This is a genomic window from Actinomyces sp. HMT 175, assembly GCF_016694895.1.
Lineage (GTDB): Bacteria > Actinomycetota > Actinomycetes > Actinomycetales > Actinomycetaceae > Actinomyces > Actinomyces oris.
Map to the genome: position 1 here is coordinate 538081 of NZ_CP068012.1, position 19746 is coordinate 557826.

Consider the following 19746-nt stretch of genomic DNA (forward strand, 5'->3'; position numbering starts at 1 on the left):
GGGGAGCCTCCTTCGCTCGTGTCTTCAGCTCGTTGGGCGCTGGAGCGGCGCCTGGTGGTCGGCGTCGATCCGGCGGGGCGGGTATTGATGGCACTAGTGTGGCGCACGACAGCGCCTGAGGTCGGTAAACGCGTACTCTGCACGTCGGTGCACGGGTGGCAGTAACCTCCTGGGCGCCCCACCTACTTGATATACAGGCCATCCCAGCCTGTCCACAACCCAGTCCGGAGGACGTATGCGCAAGGTCCAGACCGCTGCCCTGACGGCGGCGAGCCTGCTGGTGTTCAGCGGCTACTACAGCCTGGGCGATGCTCTCGACCTGCTGCCCGGCCCGGTGACGGTCGCCTACGCCGACGTCGCCCCCCGGCCCTTCCCGACGCCGGCCGCCCCCAGCGCCAAGACCGCCGCCCCCTCCGGCCTGGACCAGGGGGCTCCCACGCCCTCCAAGACTGCCTTGAGCGGCTACATCCAGGGCGTGGTCTCCGACGCCGCCCTGACCGGGGGGAACGTGACGGCCTCCGTCGTCGACGTCGCCACCGGCGAGGAGCTGCTGGACCGCTCGGCCGCCTCCGGGGTGACGCCGGCCTCCACCAACAAGGTGCTCACCGCCTGGGCAGCCTTGTCCTCCATGGGCCCGGGCCACACCCTCCAGACCAAGGCCGTCCTGGAGGGGCAGACCCTCACCCTCGTGGGCGGCGGTGACGTGCTGCTGGCTGAGAACGAGGGCAACCCGAGTGCCACGGCCGGCCACGCGGGTCTGGGCGACCTCGCCCGCGCCACCGCCGAGAAGCTCAAGTCCCAGGGGACGACGTCGGTCTCCCTGAGACTGGACGACACTCTGTTCACCGGCCCCCAGTGGAACGAGAAGTGGGAGGCCGGCAACGAGCAGTACGTGGCCAAGATCCAGCCGATCATGGTGGATGTCTCGGCCACCCAGAACCAGGGCTACCCGGAGGACCCGGCCATGGAGGCCGCCCAGGCCTTCGCCAAGCACCTGAGCGAGGCCGGCATCACGGTCGACGGCGAGCCGACGCGCGCCGCAGCCTCCGGCAGCGCCCGGGAGGTGGCCTCGGTCTCCTCCGCCCCGCTGTCCGACATCCTCGCCGTGTCGCTCAAGACCTCTGACAACACGATGACCGAGGTCGAGGGGCGGCTCGTGGCCGCGCATGCCAAGGAGACCACTGACTTCGCCGGGGCCTCCAAGGCCGTGCTCGCCCAGCTGAGCAAGGACGGCTTCGATACCTCCGGGGTGACGCTCCTGGACTCCTCCGGGCTGGCCAAGGGCAACAAGGTCCCCGCCAGGCTCTTGACCCAGATCATCACCAAGGCCGCCGGAGGCGAGGGCGGCTCGGCCGGACGCACCCTTATCGCCGACCTGCCCGTCGCCGCCCTGGACGGCACCCTGGGCAAGCGTCTGCACGACACTGCCGCGGCCGGGACGGTGCGCGCCAAGACCGGCTCGCTGGAGCAGACCGCCTCCCTAGCTGGGGTCGTCACCACCGCCGACGGGCGCCAGCTGGCCTTCGCGGTCATGACCAACGGCTTCCCCACCAACGGCGGTGGGGCACCCGCAGCCGCAGCCGCGATCGACAACCACTTCGTGGCGCCCCTGGCCTCGTGCGGATGCTCCTGAGGGGCGCGGCGGCGTGTTCAGCGCAGCGGAGACAGGCAGGGGCTCAGACAGCCCGGTGAACTCGGCGAGAAAGGTGTCACGGTGACGACCCAGGGCACAGCGGCGGGACTCGTCGACTGGTGGACGGTGGAGCGCCTGACCGCGCTCATCCCGGCGGGCCCCAGCGCCTCGCGCTCGGCGCGCGCCAGCTCGGTGGCGGTCCTGCGCCGCTCCGCCCAGGAGGCACCGGCCTGGGTCGCCAGGATCACCGGCCTGAACCGGGCGGCCCAGCAGGTCGCCGAGACCACGCGGGTCAGCGTCGTCGACCGGGCCGGGCTCGTGCGCGCCTCCACCCGGGCATTGCGCGGCCTCATGGAGCAGGTGCCCGCCCCGCCGGCCTCGGAGGCGATCCAGCTCGTCGGGGCCGCCGAGGTCGCCGGGGCGATGAGCCTGCTGGCCACCCGGCTCCTGGGGCAGGTGGTGCCCGCGGCCCCGAGCGGGACCAACGGTCACGGGGGCGGTGCCGCCGGCCCCGCTCGCCCCTCCGGCGAGGGGGACGGCGAGGGCGACGACGTCATGACGTCCGCCACCATGCCGGCCCGTGACGTGACAACCGGTGAAGGCTGGGATGGGGCGGCGTCGCCGCACCTGCTGCTCGTGGCCCCCAACGTGCTGGCGGTGCGCCGCCAGATGGACCTGGACATGCTCGACCTGCCCGCCTGGGTCTGCCTGCACGAGATGACCCACGCCGTCCAGCTGGCCGCCGCGCCCTGGCTCGGCCCCTACCTGTCGGACTCCATGCGCATGGTGATCGGCGCCGTCGTCGAGGCCGTGTACGGCGGTGCCGACGGTGCCCGAAGCGCCGGCGGCGGGAGCCGGCAGGAGCGGGGGAGTCGGCCGCGGCGAGGCCGGGCGGTGCGCCTTGCGGCGCGCGCCGGCCGAGGGCGGGTGCTCGAGGGTCTGATGAACGTCACGGATCGCGCCGAGGTCGCCTCCCTGGCGGCCGCGCTCACCTTCCTGGAGGGGCACGCCGAGGTGGTCCTCGATGACGTGCACCCCAACCGGATGCCCTCGGTCCACCGGCTCCGGGCCGTGCTCTCGCGCAGCCGCGCGGCCGACGGCGGCATCGGCCCCGGGCCCGGATTGGGCTCGCTCCTGCTGCACCGGCTCATGGGCCTGGAGGCCAAGGAGGCCCAGTACGCCGACGGCGCCGCCTTCGTGCGCAGCGTCGTGACCCGTATCGGGCACGAGGGGCTCAACGCCGTGTGGGCCGATCCCGAGCTGCTGCCCACGCCGGCTGAGCTTGCCCGCCCCGACGTGTGGGTACGTCGCGTCAGCTGACGTGTCAGGCCGGGGCCCGTTGTGGCAGGCTTATGGCGTCGGCGCGGACCGGTGGCCTCCCCGGCCCCGGTGAGCCCGCGCAGCCATGACGACACATGAGGAAGGCAGGGCGTATGGACGCCACGGACATGGGATCGGACCTTCAGCAGGTTCTCATCACTGAGGAGCAGATCGGGCAGCGCCTCGATGAGATGGCCGCGCAGATCGACGCGGACTACGCCGGTCGCGACCCTCTGCTCGTCGGCGTGCTCAAGGGGGCCGTCTACGTCATGGCGGACCTGTCGCGCCGGCTGCACATGAGCGCCCCGATGGACTGGATGGCGGTGTCCTCCTACGGCTCGGGCACCAAGTCCTCCGGCGTGGTGCGCATCCTCAAGGACCTGGACACCGACGTCACCGACCGGCACATCCTCATCGTTGAGGACGTCATCGACTCCGGCCTGACCCTGTCCTGGCTGGTGGGCAACCTGTCCTCGCGCGGCGCGGCCTCAGTGGAGATCGCCACGCTGCTGCGCAAGCCCGACGCCGCCAAGGTCGAGGTGGACGTCAAGTACGTCGGCTTCGATATTCCTACGGAGTTCGTCGTCGGCTACGGGCTGGACTACGCCGAGCGGTACCGCAACCTGCCGTTCATCGGTACGCTGCGCCCTGAGGTCTACGGGGGCTGACTGACTCAGGTCAACCTTGACGCAACCTGAGGGTCAGACGGAAAAATAACGGGATGTGGCGCCTGAGCGCCGTCGTCGGACGGCGGTCAAGGGGCCCCGGAACTGCGATCTTCCCCCTTTTCAAGGTGGTCGGAGTCGCGTACGTTACGTTAAGATAACAAGTGTAGGTCGCCGGTGGATGCCCTCTTCCGGCGGGTGACGTGGAAGGACTGTTGGTAACAGTGAAGAAGACTGTGCGTCGACGCGCCCCGAGGCTAGTCGGCCTCGCCGGCGCGGTGGTGCTGTCGTCCTCGCTGAGCTTCCCCATGATGGCTCCGGTGGCGGCCGAGCCGACCTCCGACGGCACATTTAATACGGTCGCTGAGATGGCGCAGGCCAGTGGGGCTTCCGGCACCCTGACCACCCTCGGTGACGAGGCGCCCGGCGACGGCGGTGGCCTGACCTACGACGTGCAGAGCACGAGTCCCGAGGGCGCGCTGGGTGCCGTCTCGGTCATGCTGGCCGATGGTCAGTGGGCCGTGCCGCAGGGGCTCCCGGCCGGCCCGGCCGTTGGCGCGGACGGCGCCGCCGCCAACGACGTCGTGGCCCGGACTCAGTCCTTCGTCAACGCCGGAGGCTCCCTGGTGTCGGACGCGTCGCGTCCTACGCCGCTGTCGGGTGCGAACGTGCGTGCCAGCGGCTCCGCCCCGTACGCGATCACCTCCTCGGCGTTGGCGGGCATGGTCCTCTCCGGCTGGGACTACTCGCACACCACGTATGCGGCGGACCAGAACACTCAAGTCGGCTACCGGGCCGACGTCGGCCAGGACCTCTCCGGGAGCTGGAAGCCGGACGACCTGGCCGGCTGGTTCCACTCCCAGGGGCGCCTGTGGCTGAACACGGAAGGCTCGATCAGCCCCGGGGACATTGTCTTCTTCTCCAACCCCTTGCCCGGGGGGCAGGGCGAGTCCGGCTCGGCTCCCGCCCAGTCCACGGTGTTCGGGAACGTCTACGACGTCGGCATCTACGTGGGCAACAACCAGGTGGTGCGGGCCTCGACCGGCACCGCCCAGGCGCAGACCCTGGACGCGCAGACGATGGCCGAGGTGGCTCTGGTGGCGCGCCCGCAGTGGTCCGCCCCCGCTGGTGGCGCGCCCGCCCCGGCGGATCAGCAGCGCGCCGGCGCTGGCGGCGGCAGTGCGGGTGCCGGGAGTGGCGCTGCGACGCCGGCCCCGGAGGCCTCGGCGTCGGCCTCATCTCAGGCGAAGCCTCAGCAGGGCCCGGCTGCGGGGGCCCCGTCCTCCAACGGCGGCTCCGTGCCGGACGGCGCGAGCGCCGGCTCGCAGTCCTCGAGCGGGGTTGGGAGCAGCGACCACAACGAGGTCGTGGTGGGTGCTGGCAGCAGCCAGGACGCGAAGGGGCGCACGAGCGCCGCTGAGCGGCCTTCGGCCCAGAGTGTGCGGGAGCGGTGGCTGCCGGTGACGGGCGTGGCGATCGGCGTGCTGTCCGTGGCCGCGATCCTGCTGTCTGCCGGCCTCATCGTCCTGCGCCTGCGCCGCGCCTGATTCGGGGGCGGTGCGAGGGGCGGCTTGGCTGGGCTGCCGCCCACTCGGCCGGATCTTCCCGGCCACGCCCGGCGCGAACGTGAGCAAGCGCAATGGGACCTTTGCCGTGCTATCCGCTAACGTCTGAGGAATCAGTATGTTGAAGGGACCTACCGCACGATGAAAGATTCTGGGCGCGAGCCCGGCCGCAAGGACTCGGGGAAGCCGGGCAAGGCCGGTAAGAACGACCGCAACAAGCGCGACCGCAAGCTCCGCGACACCCTGGGCAACCCGTTCCTGTGGTTGGTGCCCTTCCTCCTGGTCGTCATCCTCGGCTGGGCCGTCTTCTCCTCGATGTTCGGCTACCGCACCATCGACACCTCCGACGGCCTGACGCTCCTGCGGGACAAGCCGGACACGATCAAGTCGATCACCGTCGTCGACGGCAACCAGCGCGTCGAGCTGGACCTCACCACCACCTACGTCCAGCCCAAGAAGAAGGGCATCGAGTCGCGCCCGGTGGGCAAGAAGGTCGAGTTCTCCTACACCGACGCCCAGGCCGAGCAGGTCGACCGCCTCGTACAGGCCGCCGCCCCCAAGGAGGGCTTCAACTCCGTGGTGCCCACCACCAGCTGGTGGTCCTCCCTCATCCAGCTGCTCGTCCCCGCCCTGCTGCTGGGCGGCTTCATGTGGTGGATGCTGAGCCGCATGGGCGGCGGGCGCGGCGGCGCCATGGGCTTCGGCCGCTCCAAGGCGAAGGTCGGCTCCAAGGAGATGCCCGACGTCACCTTCGACGACGTCGCCGGCGAGGACGAGGCCGTCGAGGAGCTCGAGGAGATCCGCGAGTTCCTCTCCGAGCCCGAGAAGTTCCGCGCCGTCGGCGCCAAGATCCCCAAGGGCGTCCTCCTCTACGGCCCGCCCGGAACCGGTAAGACCCTCCTGGCCAAGGCCGTCGCCGGTGAGGCCGGCGTGCCCTTCTTCTCCATGGCCGCCTCCGAGTTCGTCGAGATGTTCGTCGGCGTGGGCGCCTCGCGCGTGCGCGACCTGTTCGACCAGGCCAAGGAGAACGCCCCCGCCATCATCTTCGTCGACGAGATCGACGCCGTCGGCCGCCACCGCGGCTCGGGAACCGGCGGCGGGCACGACGAGCGCGAGCAGACCCTCAACCAGCTCCTCGTCGAGATGGACGGCTTCGACGCCAACACCAACGTCATCCTCATCGCCGCTACCAACCGCCCCGACGTCCTGGACCCGGCCCTCCTGCGCCCGGGCCGCTTCGACCGGCAGGTCAGCGTCGAGGCCCCCGACATGGCCGGGCGCGCCGCCATCCTCAAGGTCCACGCCCAGGGCAAGCCCCTCAACGACGACGTCGACCTCGAGCTCGTGGCCAAGCGGACCCCCGGCTTCACCGGCGCGGACCTGGCCAACGTCCTCAACGAGGCCGCCCTGCTCACCGCCCGCTCCAACGCCCACCTCATCGACAACCGGGCCCTGGACGAGGCCATCGACCGCGTCATCGCCGGCCCGCAGAAGCGCACCCGCGTCATGCGCGACCACGAGAAGCGCGTCACCGCCTACCACGAGGCCGGTCACGCACTGTGCGCGGCCGCCGGCGCCTACTCCGACCCGGTCACCAAGGTGACGATCCTGCCGCGCGGGCGCGCCCTGGGCTACACGCAGGTCATGCCCCAGGACGACAAGTACTCCACCACCCGCAACGAGCTGCTCGACCAGCTCGTCTACGCCATGGGCGGGCGGGCCGCCGAGGAGATCATCTTCCGAGACCCCACCACCGGCGCCTCCAACGACATCGAGAAGGCCACCGCCACGGCCCGCAAGATGGTCACCGACTACGGCATGACCAGCGCGGTGGGCGCCGTCAAGCTCGGCACCACCGAGAGCGAGACGGTCCTGGGGCTCAACGCCACCAGCCGCGACTTCTCCGAGCAGGTCGCCGCCACGGTCGACACCGAGGTCCGCAGCCTGCTGGACGCCGCCCACCGGGAGGCCTGGGAGATCCTCACCCGCAACCGCGCCGTGCTCGACCAGCTCGCCGAGGAGCTCCTCACCCGTGAGACGCTCCTGGAGAAGGACCTGGAGAGGATCTTCGAGGGCGTTATCAAGCAGCCCGAGCGGCCCCTGTGGCGCAGCGACGAGTCGCTGCCCGTCGTCGAGGCCGCCTCCGCCCCTGGTGGTGAGTCCGACGACTCCCACAACAGCGACGACTTCTGGGGCTACAACCATTGAGCCGGCCCGGGCCCGGGCCCGGCAGGCGCAGAGAGACAGAGGCTGACCATGAGCTATGACGCCGAGGGCGTGCGGCGGGCGGTGCACGACCTGCTCGTCGCCATCGGGGAGGACCCCGAGCGCGACGGGCTGCGTGACACCCCCGAGCGCATGGCGCGCGCCTACGCGGAGATGTTCGCCGGCCTCGACCAGGACCCGGCCGAGCACGTCGAGCGGGTCTTCGACGTCGGGCACGAGGAGATGGTCCTCGTGCGCGACATCCCCATGTACTCGGTGTGCGAGCACCACCTGCTGCCCTTCCACGGGTCGGCGCACGTGGGCTACATCCCCAGCGAGGACGGGCGCGTTACCGGCCTGTCCAAGGTGGCGCGCCTCGTGGACGGCTACGCCCGGCGCCCCCAGGTCCAGGAGCGGCTCACCCGGCAGATCGCCGACGCCCTCGTCGAGCGCCTGCAGTGCCGGGGGGTGCTGGTGGTCGTCGAGGCCGAGCACCTGTGCATGTCGATGCGGGGCGTGCGCAAGCCCGGCTCCAACACGGTCACCTCTGCCGTGCGCGGCATCATGCGCAACGCCGCCACCCGCTCCGAGGCCATGAGTCTGGTCCTGGGTCGGCGGTCCTGAGCGCGGGCTGACGGCCACGAGATCTCGACACCGGGGAGGACCGGTGAAATAGTGGGGCGATGAGTCCCACGTACAAGAGGCTGCTGGTGGCCGTCGATGCCGGGCTGCTGCTCTACTGGGCGGCCGTCTTCCTCAATCTCATTCCCGAGCACCTGCGTTTCAAGGACTACTCCAACCAGGTCATTCAGGCCTGGAACTGGTCCTTCTTCCCGCTCGACGTGGCCGCCGCGCTGACCGTCTTCCTCGGCGCCCACCTGACGCGCGTGGGCAGCAGGATCGGGGACCTGGTGCTGACGGTCGGACTCATGCTCACCTTCTGCGCCGGGTTCATGGCGATCTCCTTCTGGTCCTTCTACCGCGACTTCGACCCGTTGTGGTGGGGACCCAACGCCCTGCTCATGATCGTCCCGGCGCTCGCCTTCGGCTCCATGGTCTGCCGGCGGCTCGAGACCGCGGAGAACCGAGCGTGACGGTCAGGGACGTGCTCTGCCCGTCCACGTGGGGGAGCGTGTGCCGCTCAGGCACGCCCACCGGCCGGACAGTGCTCGGTGCGCGGAAGGATCGCGCGGGGGCGACGGGCCACGGCGTGTGCGCCTGGCCGGCGCTCGGAGGCGCCATCATCTCCGAGGTGTCGGCGACCCTCGCCCTGCGCCAGGCCCTGAACCAGCCGGGCTTCTACGTCATGGTTGGGATCGGTTACGCGTTGGCCTTCATCCTCCTGTCGCTGACGCTCAAGGCCGGTATGCCGCTCGGTGTCGCCTACGGACTCTGGGGCGCCCTGGGCGTGGCGCTGACCGCCGTGCTGTCCATGCTTGTCTTCGGCGAGCCGATCACGGTGCTCGTCGCCCTCGGCATCGCGCTCATCATGGCCGGGGTGCTCCTCGTCGAGGTCGGGGCGCAGCGCGCAGGCACGCAGGACAAGGACGGCGAGGCGTCATGAGCGGGCTCTACCTGGCGGCGGCCATCGCCTCCGAGACCACCGGCACACTCTCGCTCAAGCTCGCCTCCGACGGCAGAGGGCTGCGATGGTACGGCCTCGTCATGGTCGGCTACCTGGGGGCCTTCGCCCTGTTGACCCTGGCCCTCACGGAGGGCCTGGCGCTCGGTGTTGCCTACGGGATCTGGTCGGCCGGGGGAGTGGCCGTGACGGCAATCGGCTCACGGTTCCTCTTCGGTGAGCCGCTGACCCGCACCATGGTGGCCGGCATTGCGCTCATCATGGCCGGGGTGCTCCTCGTGGAGCTCGGTAGCGCGCACTGACAACGCACCGGAGGTGATCGCGGGTCGGAATGTCCAAAACGGTGACAAAGGACCGCCAGCGCTCCTTGGCCGTCCATATGAACCGCGGAATCATGCGGTTTTCTTTCGTCGGTGTGGGTCCGTTCCGAGCCTTTGTATCCGATTTGGACATGATCCCGCTCATTTCCTCCGTGGATGGACCGGCCGAGAGACCCTTCTGAGGGACGTGGTGTGGGCAGAAGGCCCTCTCGGCCGGGGACATTCGACATCGAAGGGTGCAGTCCACGCGCTTGGGGACAGGATGGCCGTCCCCGAACGCGTGCCATGTCCCCGGCTGGAGTGGATTGCACCCGGCCGCGCGGAATGTCCCCGCCCGGGCACCCTGGTGGCGACGACACATCCGGGCTGCGATGCCGGGCGAGGCGTGTGTCAGGCCGCGACGCCGGCAGGGTCTTGCGTCAGGCCGCGGCGACGTGCTGGCCTTTCAGGAGACCGCCTGGAAGGGGACACTGAAGACCGTGGTCCAGCGGCCCTCGCCCTGGCTCACGCTCAGGCTGCCGCCCAGGGCCTCCACGCGGCGCCGCGCCCCCTCCAGGCCCAGGCCCGAGGAGAAGGCATCATAGCCCGGTACGCCACTACCCGGCGTGCCGGCGCCCGCCCACACGCCGCCGACCTGCCCCGGGAGGCCGACGTCATTGCTCGCCATCGCCTCCAGGGAGCGCCCGTCGGACTCGATGACCAGCCTCGCCCGCCCCTGCGGAGCCGTGTACTTGGACATGTTCGACACCAGCTCACCCAGCACCCGCAGCAGCTGGAGGCGCACGCCCGGCGGAATCACCGGGATCCCGAGCAGCTCCAGGCCCTCGACCTCCAGGCGCGCCCCCCGCTGCCCCAGGATGGCCGCAGCATCGGCGATGACCGCCTCCAGGGGGCGCGGCGCAGAGGTCGCCTCGATATCCAGCCGCTCACCCCCGCGGATATCACTCATGGCGCGCAGCGCGTGCCGCATCTGCTCCACCGCCGCGCGCACCGCCGCTGTCATCGCGTCCAGCTCGGGCGCCAGCGCCGCGTCCTGGGGGTGCGCGAGTCGGGCCTGCTCGGCCGTCATCACCGCGTGGGTCAGGTCGCGCACCACGGTGTCATGCAGCTCGGTGACCACCAGGAGGCGCTGGCGCTCCATGCTCTCGCGGTAGGTGTGCAAAGAGCGCTCGGCCTGGTCGCGCGGGCTGCGGATGAGCTCGGCCAGAGTGATGGCCCCGCCCCCGACCACAACCCACCACGCCAGCAGCGAGACCCAGCCCTCACTGGTCTCGCCCCACCGGGCGTCGGCGATCAAGAGCACGAGCGAGAAGACCACCAGGCTGTAGGCGGGCATCCGCGGAAACCCTCGCGCCACGAGGACCGCCGTGCACAGCCAGGGAATGATGCCCGGGGAGATGGGCACATCAGTCATCATCAATGTGCCGGCCCACGCCGACGCACCGCCCAGCAGGGCCCCCGGCCAGGGGAAGCGGCTGCACAGCGCCAGCGCCAGGCCCCCGACGACCTCGAAGACGATCATGGACGTGTACAGCGGCCATGCCGCCGTGACCGAGAACAGAGTAATCAGCGCGGCCAGGAAGGCGTGCGCCAGGTGCAGCCGCCAGCTCGGCCGCCACGTCGTGTACCGCGTGGGCTGCATCAGATTCGCTGCAACAGCCGACACCGTCTCACCACCTTCCCCTGAGCTGATCCGGATAATATCCCTCCATGACGGTTCCCAACGTGACTGATGCTCCGGCTGCTCCCTCGCAGGTCCTGCGCGTGGCCATCGTCGATGACGACCCCTTCGTCCTCCAGGCACTGCGGGCCTACCTCAGCTCCGACGAGCGCATCGAGGTGACCAGCACCTTCTCCCGCGCCGCCGACGCCCTGGCCTTCCTCCACAAGATCCGCGTGGACGTCCTGCTCACCGACGTGCGCATGCCCGAGATGGACGGCCTGGAGCTGCTCACCCGGGTGCGCCGCCAGTGGCCCCGCACGGCCGTCGTCGTACTGACCTCCTTCGACGACGACGAGGCGATGGTGGCCGCGCTCGCCCAGCACGCCAACGGCTTCCTGCTCAAGGACGCCTCGCCCGAGGAGATCATCCGCGCCGTCATCGCCGCCAGCGCGGGCGGGACCACGATCTCCCCGGCCGCCACCTCCCGGCTCGTCACCCGCCACCTGCGCTCCCCGCAGACGGCCCAGGCCCCCGACGTCACTGAGGCCGAGCAGGCGGTCCTCACCCTCCTGTGCGAGGGCTACTCCAATGCCGAGATCGCCGAGCAACTCGTCGTCGCCGAGTCCACGGTCAAGACCCACGTCTCCCACCTCATGAAGAAGTACGACGTCCCGTCCCGCCTCAAGCTCGTCGTCGCCGTCCACAAGACCCAGGGGGCCTGAGTCCGCCGTCCCGGTCACTGGAGCAGCCCTCACCGCCGGTCTCCTCACTCCTCGGACAGGGCCCTGACCGGCGGCACCGAGGCGGCCCGGCCGGCCGGGCGCACCGAGGCCACCAGGCCCACGGCCAGCGTCACGGCGAACAGGGCGAGCAGCCAGAGGGAGGGGACGTGCACCGTCATGCCCTCGGCGGACTTGGCCATCGCGAGCGTTTCGGAGACACCCAGCGCCGTCCCCACGAGGAGCCCCAGGCCCCCACCCACGGCCGCCACGAGGACTCCCTCGGTGACGATGAGGCGGCGGATCTCCTTGCGTGAGCTGCCGGTGGCGCGCAGCACCCCGATCTCGCGGACCCGCTCCAGGACCGAGACGTCCGTGATGTTGGCCAGCCCGGACAGGGCGATGACCAGGGCGGACCCCAGCACCAGGCAGACGATGAGGGCCATCTTCATGATCTGGGCCGACATCAGCTCGACACCGGCGGCATTCCCGCTCACCATGAGCTCCTGGCCCCGGACCGCGGCATGGAGGGCGTGCTCGGTGGCCGGCGTCATGGTGCTTCCGGTGGAGCGCACCCACATCGTGGTGTCGGTGGGGGCGTCCCCATTGAGGCGCTGCGCCGTCGCCGGGGTGATGACACCGCCCCAGCCCTCGCGAACGCGGGCCGTCAGCTCGACGCTGCCGGCGGCGCCGGTCAGGGTCACCTTGGAACCGTCCGGAATGTCGTAGAGCTCGCCCACGATGAGGGTGCCGTCATCAAGGTCCTCCAGGCCGCTCGTCGTGCGCACTATGGGGGCGATGGCCTTGGTGTCGATGACGTCGACGACGATGTTCTTGGTCTGTCCGTCAACGGCCTGAGTCAGCTCGAGCGTCGGGACGTAGGTGATGTCCTGGACGCCGTCGACCGCCTTGATCTGCTGGGTCAGGCGCGTGGTATCGGTCTGCGGCGTGACCCCGAAGACTCGGGCGTCCACGGGGGAGCTGTGGCCGAGGATGCTCTCGAAAGAGGCGTTCAGGGAGGACAGGCCCACGAAGAGCGCCGACCCCACCAGGACGCAGACGAAGAGCGTGGCGGCGGCCGCGGCGGATCGGCCGGAGTTGCGGGCCAGGTTGCGCGTGGCCAGGTGCAGCACCGGCAGCCGCGTGCCGCTGCTGACACGGCCGATGAGGCCAATGACGGCGGTCACCAGAGCCGGCAGACCGAGGACCGTGCCGAGGACGACGACGGCGCTGCCGCCGGCGGTGACGTAGATGTCGGAGATCTGAATGCCGAGGGCGATCACGGCCGCGCCGGCGCCGGCGACGAGGACCCCGGCGACGGCCGCCCACACCCTGGCTCGGCCGGCCTGCTTGACGCTGGCCACCTGCCCGGTCAGGGCCACGAGCGGGGAGATGTGGGTGGCCTTGCGGGCCGGGCGCAGGACCGCGATGAGGGTGACCAGCGTGCCCACGGCGATGGTCAGGGCCAGCGACACCGGGGAGATGGTCAGCTGATCGGCCTTGAGGTCCGCGAAGCGCCCCGAGGAGATGACGGCGGCGGCGATCCCGGTTCCCGCGGCCGTGCCCAGGACGGACCCGAGCAGGCCGGTGATGAGCCCGGTGCGCAGGACGGCGAGCATCACCTGACGGCGGGTGGTGCCGATGCAGCGCATGAGCCCGATCGTGCGCGTCTGGCGCGCCACGAGGGTGCTGAAGGTGGTGGCGATGACGATGACGGCGACCATCGCGCACACCGGTGCCAGGACGTTGAGGATGGCGGCGATCATCGTGCCGCCCTGCTGGTTCTCGGAGCGCTGGGAGATGACGGTCTCCCTGTCCTGAACCAAGGCGTGGGGCTGGACGGCGTGGGCCGTCTGCTCCACCGCGGACGTCAAGGCGGCGGTGTCGGTTCCCGGCTTCGCGGTGACGTAGAGCTGGTGGTAGCTGGCGTTGGCTCCCATCGCCTTGAGCTGGTCGGTGGTGGCGTAGACCGCTCCGATTCCCTCCACCTCGGTGTCGGGACCGGGGGAGACGATGCCGACGACCGTGGGTGCGCTGTGCGGAGCGTCGGCGTTGTCATCGGCGTCGTTCGTGGTGAGGCGGATCGTGTTGCCGACGCTGAGGCCCTGCTGCTCGGCCAGCATCGTGCTGATGGCGACCTCGCCGGAGGCGGTGGGCAGGCGGCCGCTGCTCAGGGTGGTGAACCGGCTGAGGGTCGGAACGTCCTGCGCGCTGACGGCGATGTGGGTGGCATTGCGCAGCTGCTTGGGCAGGTCGAGGGCGAGGACGCTCCAGTGGCGGCCCCGCACGGAGGCGACCCCGTCGAGGGCGGAGATCTTCTTGACAAGGGAGTCGTCGAGAGGGCCTTCCGTGCTGTTTGCCCGACGACCTTCCTGCACGACGACGCTCGCGTCCCCCACGGACAGGCGCGCGCCGGTCTGCATCTGGGTACGGGCGGAGTCGGAGATGATGAAGGCGAAGGCGATGAGGGCGGCACTCATGGCCACGGCCACGAGGGCGGCGGCGGTTCGCCGCAGATCGAGCAGCGAGGGCATCAGCGAGCCTCCGTCCGGGGAGCCGGGCCGGTGGTGGGGCCGGGTACCGGACCGGAAGCCGGAGCTGGGCCGGAAACCGGAGCCGGACCGGAAGCCGGAGCCGCACCGGAAGCGGGGGAGGGGCCCGCGGCGCGACGGGCACCGGGCGCGGCGGCCGGGGCCGCTGCGGAGGCCGGGGCGGCGTGGCCGCCGGTCGGGCGGCGCACGGCCTCGACCCCGGTGATGCGCCCGTCGCGCAGGCGGATGATGCGGTTGGTAGTGGCGGCTGCCTGCTCGTCGTGGGTGACCATGACAACCGTCTGACCCAGGCGCTCGCACATGCCGGCCAGGGTCTCCAGCAGGGCGGCGGCCGAGGCGGTGTCCAGCGCCCCGGTGGGCTCGTCGGCGAAGACCACCTCGGGGCGGCCCACGAGGGCGCGGGCCACGGCCACGCGCTGCTGCTGGCCGCCGGAGAGCTCGTGGGGGCGGTGGGACAGGCGGTCGCCGATGCCCAGGGTGGAGATGACGGCGTCGTACCAGTCCCGGTCCGGCTTGCGGTGGGCCAGGCGCTGGGGCAGAAGAATGTTCTCCTCGGCGCTCAGGGTGGGCAGCAGGTTGAAGGACTGGAAGATGAAGCCGAGGCGGTCGCGGCGCACGGCGGTGAGCTGCTTGTCCTTCATGCCGGACAGGTCCTGTCCGGCGATGAGGACGCTCCCGGAGGTGGGGGTGTCCAGGCCCGCCAGGCAGTGCAGGAGGGTGGACTTGCCTGACCCGGAGGGGCCCATGATGGCTACGAACTCGCCGCGTCCCACCACCAGGCTCGCCGAGTCCAGGGCGACGACCCGGGCCTCGCCCTCGCCGTAGACCTTGGTCAGGCCGCGGGCCTCGACGACCCGCATCGGTGCGGAGGCGGCAGGAGTGGTGGGCGCCGTCGGCGCTCCCGGGGCGGCCGGCGCGCCTGGGGAAGCGGCGCGGGATGGGCGGGGTGGCCGAAGGCCTGCGGCTGGGGTGGATACGTCATCTCATGACCCTTCTCGGTGGCTGGCTCGGGTGGCGGGCGGGGCCGGTCGCTGGCATCGCGCTGCGTCCCGCACCGCCCTGGTGACGCGAAGAAGCCTAGAAATGGCGCCATTGCAACGGAATGCGTCGAAGGGACGGACTGCGGCCGGCGTCTCCGCCTTTTGGGTGACGGCGGCCGCGCAGCCGTACTTCGAACGTGGCCCCCACCCACTTCCAGCCGTGACCCCCAGCCACAGCCAGCCGGGCCCCCACTCACTTCGACCAAAACTTCAGAATCGACGCGGCTCCGTGTCTTCTATGAAGTTTTGGTCGAAGTGAGGGGCCCTGACCCCGCCGGATCGTGTCCCGACTCTCAGTGTGAGGTGGGCTGAAGATGTTTCGGTCCTCCCGCTGCGGCGGGCCAACCGTTAGCCTGACCCCGTGACGAATCTTCCCGCCGCCGCCCCGGCCCCCCTGCCGGGGTTCGTGCCCCGCGACCGGACGCTCCTCATGGGCGTCCTCAACGTCACCCCCGACTCCTTCTCCGACGGCGGCCGCTGGGCCGACCCCGAGGCGGCCGTCGCCCACGCCCGCGAGCTCATCGGCCAGGGCGCCGACATCATCGACGTCGGCGGGGAGTCCACCCGCCCCGGCGCCCAGAGGGTCGACGTCGACACCGAGATCTCCCGGGTCCTGCCCGTGGTGCGCGCGCTCCTCGCCGACGGGGCAGGCAGTGCCGACGGGGCCGGCGCCTCCGGCAGCGCCATCGTCTCGGTGGACACCATCCACGCCGCCACCGCCGAGGCCGCCATCGACGCCGGCGCCCACATCATCAACGACGTCTCCGGGGGCCTGGCCGACCCCGCCATGCACGGCCTCATCGCCCGCACCGGCGTCGTCTACGTCTGCCAGCACTGGCGCGGCGACCCCGAGACCATGGACCGGCTCACCGACTACCCCGGCGGCGTCGTCGCCGGAGTCGAGGCCGAGCTGCGCGAGCGCCTGGCCGAGCTGGACGCCGCCGGGGTGGACCGCTCCCAGGTGGTCCTGGACCCCGGCCTCGGCTTCGCCAAGACCCACGCCCAGTCCTGGGAGCTGCTGGCGGCCACCTCCCGCCTCATCGCCGACCTGGGCCGGCCCCTCCTGGTCGGCTCCTCCCGCAAGCGCTTCCTCGCCCAGGCCGCCGAGGCCGAGGCCACCCCCGTCCAGCGCGACGCCGTCACCGCCGCCACCACCGCCCTGGCCGCCGCCGCCGGCGCCTGGGCCGTCAGAGTCCACGAGGTCCCGGCCAACCGGGCCGCCGTCCGCACCGCCTCCCTCTGGAAGGAACACCAGTGAGCACCACCGTCTCCGCGACCACCGACCGGATCAGCCTCATCGGCCTGTCCGCCCGTGGCCACCACGGCGTCCTGCCCTTCGAACGCGAGGAGGGCCAGCTCTTCACGGTCGACGTCATCCTCGACCTGGGGCAGCGCGGCACCGCCGTGGCCGCCGTCACCGACTCGGTGACCGACGCCGTTGACTACTCCCGCGTGGCCAACGGCATCGTGAGCATCATCGAGGGGGAGCCGGTCAACCTCATCGAGTCCCTGGCGGACCGGATCGCCGAGCGGGTCCTGTCCTTCCCCCGCGTCGTGGCCGCCGAGGTCACCGTGCACAAGCCCGAGGCTCCCCTCGACGTCGCCTTCGAGGACGTCTCAGTGACCATCCACCGGGTGGCCGACGCCGCAGCCGGCCACGGCGGAGCCCCCGCCACCAGCCAGGCCGCCTGGGCCGCACAGGCCGAGGCACCGGTGGCCGTCTCCGCCCAGCCTTACGCCTCCCCCTCCTCCTCGGCCTCCCCGGTGGCCGCAGCCTCCCCGGCGGCGCCCGCCTACGAGCCCCCTGCCGCCCCCGCAGCCCCCGTCGTCTCGGAGGTCCCCGACTTCTCGGGCGCCTCCTTCACAGGCGGCGACGCCGCTCCGGCCGCCTTGGCCTCCGAGGCTCCCATCACCCCGACTCCCTCGCCGGCCTCGCCGATGGAGGCGCCGGCCCGCTCGCCCTTCGCGGCCGCCGCGCCCTCGGTCCCCACGCCGATGCCGACCGAGCCCGGCAATCCCGGTGGGAGCGCCGAGTCGACCCAGCCGTGGGTGCCGGACTGGGCCACCGAGAGCGCGGACTCCTCCGTCTCATCGGCCCCCGCCTGGGCCCCGGAGGCTTCCGAGGCCCCGGAGGCCACCGGCCTGCCCTCCGGTGAGTCCGCCGATTCCTACTCCGCGTCGAGCACGCTGGATGCCCCCTCGACCAGCGCCCCCACCGCGGCCTCCGCCAGCAGAACCGCCGGCGCCGACGGGTTCGTGAGCCTGGCGGCCGAGGCTCTGGGTGCGGCGCCCGCCCCCAGCGAGCCGGAGCCCGGTGCCCTCAGCTATGCCGAGGAGGTTGCTGCTGACGCATCCGCAGCGGCCTCGTCCGAACCGGCTCCCGCCGCCGACGGCCTTGCTGTCCAGCTGCCCCACGAGGGCCGTCATGTCGCCTCCTCCGAGGAGGGCGAGGACCAGTTCGCTCCCGCCGTCGAGGGCTCCTCGGACCTTCTGGGCGGGCCCGTCGCCTTCGACGAGTCCGGCTCCTACAGCGGCGCCGCCTCCAGCCAGGTCGGTGAGGCCGGGGACACCGCCCCCGAGGCGGCGGGCGCCGACGCGTCCGGCTTCGCCTTCCCCGCACTGGGCGGGGACGCCACCGCCTCCGGGACCGCCGGCGCCGACGGCCTCATGGACGCCTCCTCCGTCCCGGCCTCCCAGCCCCTGGGCGAGCCCGGGCCCAGCCCCTTCGCCGGCCCCGGTGAGCTCCCCGGGGCCGCGGGCCAGGAGGACGTGGCCCCGGCCTACTCCGAGCCCTCCTACTCCCAGACACCTGCCTCCGAGGACTTCTCTCAGCCCGCTGAGGGCTCGTACGCCGCGCCGTCAGCGCAGCCCGACTTCCTGGGCGCCCCCGGCGCAGCACCGGCTCCAGCCGCACCTGAGGCCCCGGCGGCTCCCGCCGCTCCGGTCGACCCGCTCTCCGAGCGGCCCACCCGCCCCGTGGGCGTCGTCTTCGGCCTGGGCGCCAACGTCGGTGGAGTCGTGGACTCCCTGCGCACGGCCGTCCAGAGCCTCAAGGCCACCGAGGGCATCGAGGTCACGCAGGTGGCGCCGCTGGCCCGCACGATCGCCGTCGTCGCCGAGGGTGCCGAGCCCCAGCCCGACTACCTCAACACGGTGGTCACGGCCATGACGACCCTCGCCCCGCGCGAGCTGCTCGAGGTCTGCCAGACCCTGGAGATCGCGGCCGGGCGCGTGCGCACCGAGCCGTGGGGCGTGCGCACCCTGGACGTCGACCTCATCGAGGTCGAGGGTGTCACCTCCTCCGACCCGGCCCTGTCCCTGCCGCACCCGCGTGCCGCCGAGCGCGCCTTCGTCCTCGTGCCGTGGAGCCAGGCCGACCCCTTCGCCGAGCTGGCCGGGCGCTCCGTGTCCGAGCTCGCCGAGAACGCCCCCGACCGCGGTGGCCTGCGCTGGCTGGCCTTCGACTGGCTCGACTCCGAGTCCCTGCCGGACAAGCCCACCGGCCCCTACGTGGAGCCGCCGGTGGAGCAGGACGCCGCAGGCTCCGAGTCGGGCCTGGTCTACGACGCCACCCGGGATGAGTCCTCCGTGGCCGACGCCTCCCTGGCCGCCGACTACGCCGGCAGCATCGCCGAGGCCTCATCGGCCGCCCCGGAGCCGGCCCCCGCGCAGCCCCTCGGTGACCAGGGGCAGGCCGAGTCCTCCCCCTTCGGGCAGCTGCCTTTCGACACCTCCAACGGGGCGGGCTCCTGGGCCGAGCAGGCCCCGCAGGTCGACTCGCCCTACCAGGCGGCCTCGGCCCCCGAGGCGGCCGGACCGCAGGGCTCCTACGCCCCCGGTCTCTCAGCCGGGCCGGACGGGGTCTCCCACGGCCAGCAGGATGAGGCCGCCGGGGACGCCTGGAAGTCCCCGCTCCAGTGGAATGACGTCATCGGTGGTGGCGCCCAGGGGACAGGTCCCCGTCAGGACGTCTGATGCGGCGCACCCGCTGGACCAGCGCCGTCACCTGGTTCATCGCCGCCGCGGTGACCTCCTGGGTGGTCGGTGACCTCCTGCTGCGCCACGTCGGCTGGGTCCCGGTCCTCTCCCCCTGGGGGGCGGTGACCGCGCTGGTCATTGCGGGCATCGTCCTGGTGGCGGGTCTGGCGGTCAGGCGGCTGCGTGCGCGCGAGCGCACCTGGATCACCCCGACCGGTGCCGCCACCACGGCGGCCGCCGCCCAGGCCTCCGCCATCGTGGGGGCGGTGCTCGGCGGCGTTTACGGCGGCGGGATCATCCTGGCGCTGGTGACGCCGCGCTCGCCGGCCATGACCCACCTGGCCTGGACCTCGACCGGTTGCCTGATCGCCTGCCTCGTGTGGTGCGTCGTCGGCTTCGTCGTCGAGCAGTGGTGCTCCATCTCCGGTGACGGCGACGACGACGGCTCGGCCGGTCCCGCCGGGCGGGCCCCCGAAGGACCAGGAGCCCCCGCATGACCAGTCC

At 71.9% G+C, this 19746-nt stretch carries 16 protein-coding genes; 13 read left to right on the forward strand and 3 right to left on the reverse strand.

Annotated features, from left to right (window positions below):
• Positions 1 to 235 precede the first annotated feature (235 nt).
• The 9 genes from dacB to JJJ14_RS02280 all read left to right on the forward strand — a co-directional run bounded on the left by dacB (position 236) and on the right by JJJ14_RS02280 (position 9272).
• Positions 236 to 1633, forward strand: a complete 1398-nt coding sequence (dacB, locus tag JJJ14_RS02240; protein WP_201444581.1) for a D-alanyl-D-alanine carboxypeptidase/D-alanyl-D-alanine endopeptidase — start codon at positions 236 to 238, stop codon at positions 1631 to 1633.
• Between the two features lie 81 nt (positions 1634 to 1714).
• Positions 1715 to 2953 (forward strand): zinc-dependent metalloprotease, encoded by a 1239-nt coding sequence (locus JJJ14_RS02245; RefSeq protein WP_201444582.1) that lies wholly within the window; start codon positions 1715 to 1717, stop codon positions 2951 to 2953.
• 113 nt (positions 2954 to 3066) lie between these two features.
• Positions 3067 to 3621, forward strand: coding sequence for a hypoxanthine phosphoribosyltransferase (gene hpt, locus JJJ14_RS02250; protein ID WP_003789094.1), 555 nt, complete (start codon positions 3067 to 3069; stop codon positions 3619 to 3621).
• A gap of 221 nt (positions 3622 to 3842) precedes the next feature.
• On the forward strand, positions 3843 to 5165 hold the full coding sequence (locus tag JJJ14_RS02255) for a hypothetical protein (RefSeq protein WP_201444583.1): 1323 nt from the start codon (positions 3843 to 3845) through the stop codon (positions 5163 to 5165).
• A gap of 159 nt (positions 5166 to 5324) precedes the next feature.
• On the forward strand, positions 5325 to 7391 hold the full coding sequence (ftsH, locus tag JJJ14_RS02260; RefSeq protein ID WP_101558817.1) for an ATP-dependent zinc metalloprotease FtsH: 2067 nt from the start codon (positions 5325 to 5327) through the stop codon (positions 7389 to 7391).
• Positions 7392 to 7439: 48 nt separating this feature from the next.
• Positions 7440 to 8012, forward strand: a complete 573-nt coding sequence (gene folE, locus JJJ14_RS02265) for a GTP cyclohydrolase I FolE (protein WP_070513162.1) — start codon at positions 7440 to 7442, stop codon at positions 8010 to 8012.
• Between the two features lie 59 nt (positions 8013 to 8071).
• Complete coding sequence (locus tag JJJ14_RS02270) at positions 8072 to 8482, forward strand: YvaD family protein (RefSeq protein ID WP_065361972.1); 411 nt, start codon at positions 8072 to 8074, stop codon at positions 8480 to 8482.
• 116 nt (positions 8483 to 8598) lie between these two features.
• Entirely contained in the window at positions 8599 to 8952 is a 354-nt protein-coding gene (locus JJJ14_RS02275) for a DMT family transporter (protein ID WP_101558816.1), read from the forward strand.
• Positions 8949 to 9272: a DMT family transporter gene (locus JJJ14_RS02280; protein ID WP_201444584.1), complete on the forward strand. Its 324-nt coding sequence runs from the start codon at positions 8949 to 8951 to the stop codon at positions 9270 to 9272. The genes JJJ14_RS02275 and JJJ14_RS02280 overlap by 4 nt, the downstream gene beginning before the upstream one ends.
• Before the next feature lie 463 nt (positions 9273 to 9735).
• On the opposite strand, the gene JJJ14_RS02285 is transcribed toward JJJ14_RS02280, so the two are convergent.
• Positions 9736 to 10956: a sensor histidine kinase gene (locus JJJ14_RS02285; RefSeq protein WP_201444585.1), complete on the reverse strand. Its 1221-nt coding sequence runs from the start codon at positions 10954 to 10956 to the stop codon at positions 9736 to 9738.
• A gap of 44 nt (positions 10957 to 11000) precedes the next feature.
• Here JJJ14_RS02285 and JJJ14_RS02290 point away from each other — a divergent pair, with 44 nt between their 5' ends.
• Entirely contained in the window at positions 11001 to 11675 is a 675-nt protein-coding gene (locus tag JJJ14_RS02290) for a response regulator (protein ID WP_003789125.1), read from the forward strand.
• A gap of 44 nt (positions 11676 to 11719) precedes the next feature.
• Here JJJ14_RS02290 and JJJ14_RS02295 read toward each other — a convergent pair whose 3' ends face one another.
• Both JJJ14_RS02295 and JJJ14_RS02300 read right to left on the reverse strand, forming a co-directional pair.
• Complete coding sequence (locus tag JJJ14_RS02295; RefSeq protein ID WP_201444586.1) at positions 11720 to 14206, reverse strand: FtsX-like permease family protein; 2487 nt, start codon at positions 14204 to 14206, stop codon at positions 11720 to 11722.
• A complete protein-coding gene (locus JJJ14_RS02300) occupies positions 14206 to 15084 on the reverse strand; it encodes an ABC transporter ATP-binding protein (protein ID WP_201444587.1) in 879 nt (292 codons plus the stop codon). The genes JJJ14_RS02295 and JJJ14_RS02300 overlap by 1 nt, the downstream gene beginning before the upstream one ends.
• 541 nt (positions 15085 to 15625) lie before the next feature.
• On the opposite strand from JJJ14_RS02300, the gene folP reads away from it, so the two are divergent.
• The 3 genes from folP to JJJ14_RS02315 are packed head-to-tail and all read left to right on the forward strand — an operon-like array spanning position 15626 to position 19739.
• A complete protein-coding gene (gene folP, locus JJJ14_RS02305; RefSeq protein ID WP_201444588.1) occupies positions 15626 to 16522 on the forward strand; it encodes a dihydropteroate synthase in 897 nt (298 codons plus the stop codon).
• Complete coding sequence (gene folK, locus JJJ14_RS12690; protein WP_201444589.1) at positions 16519 to 19239, forward strand: 2-amino-4-hydroxy-6-hydroxymethyldihydropteridine diphosphokinase; 2721 nt, start codon at positions 16519 to 16521, stop codon at positions 19237 to 19239. The genes folP and folK overlap by 4 nt, the downstream gene beginning before the upstream one ends.
• Positions 19239 to 19739 carry a DUF3180 family protein gene (locus tag JJJ14_RS02315; RefSeq protein ID WP_003789139.1) on the forward strand — a complete coding sequence of 167 codons (501 nt, stop codon included), beginning with the start codon at positions 19239 to 19241 and terminating at the stop codon, positions 19737 to 19739. The genes folK and JJJ14_RS02315 overlap by 1 nt, the downstream gene beginning before the upstream one ends.
• Positions 19740 to 19746: the final 7 nt, after the last annotated feature.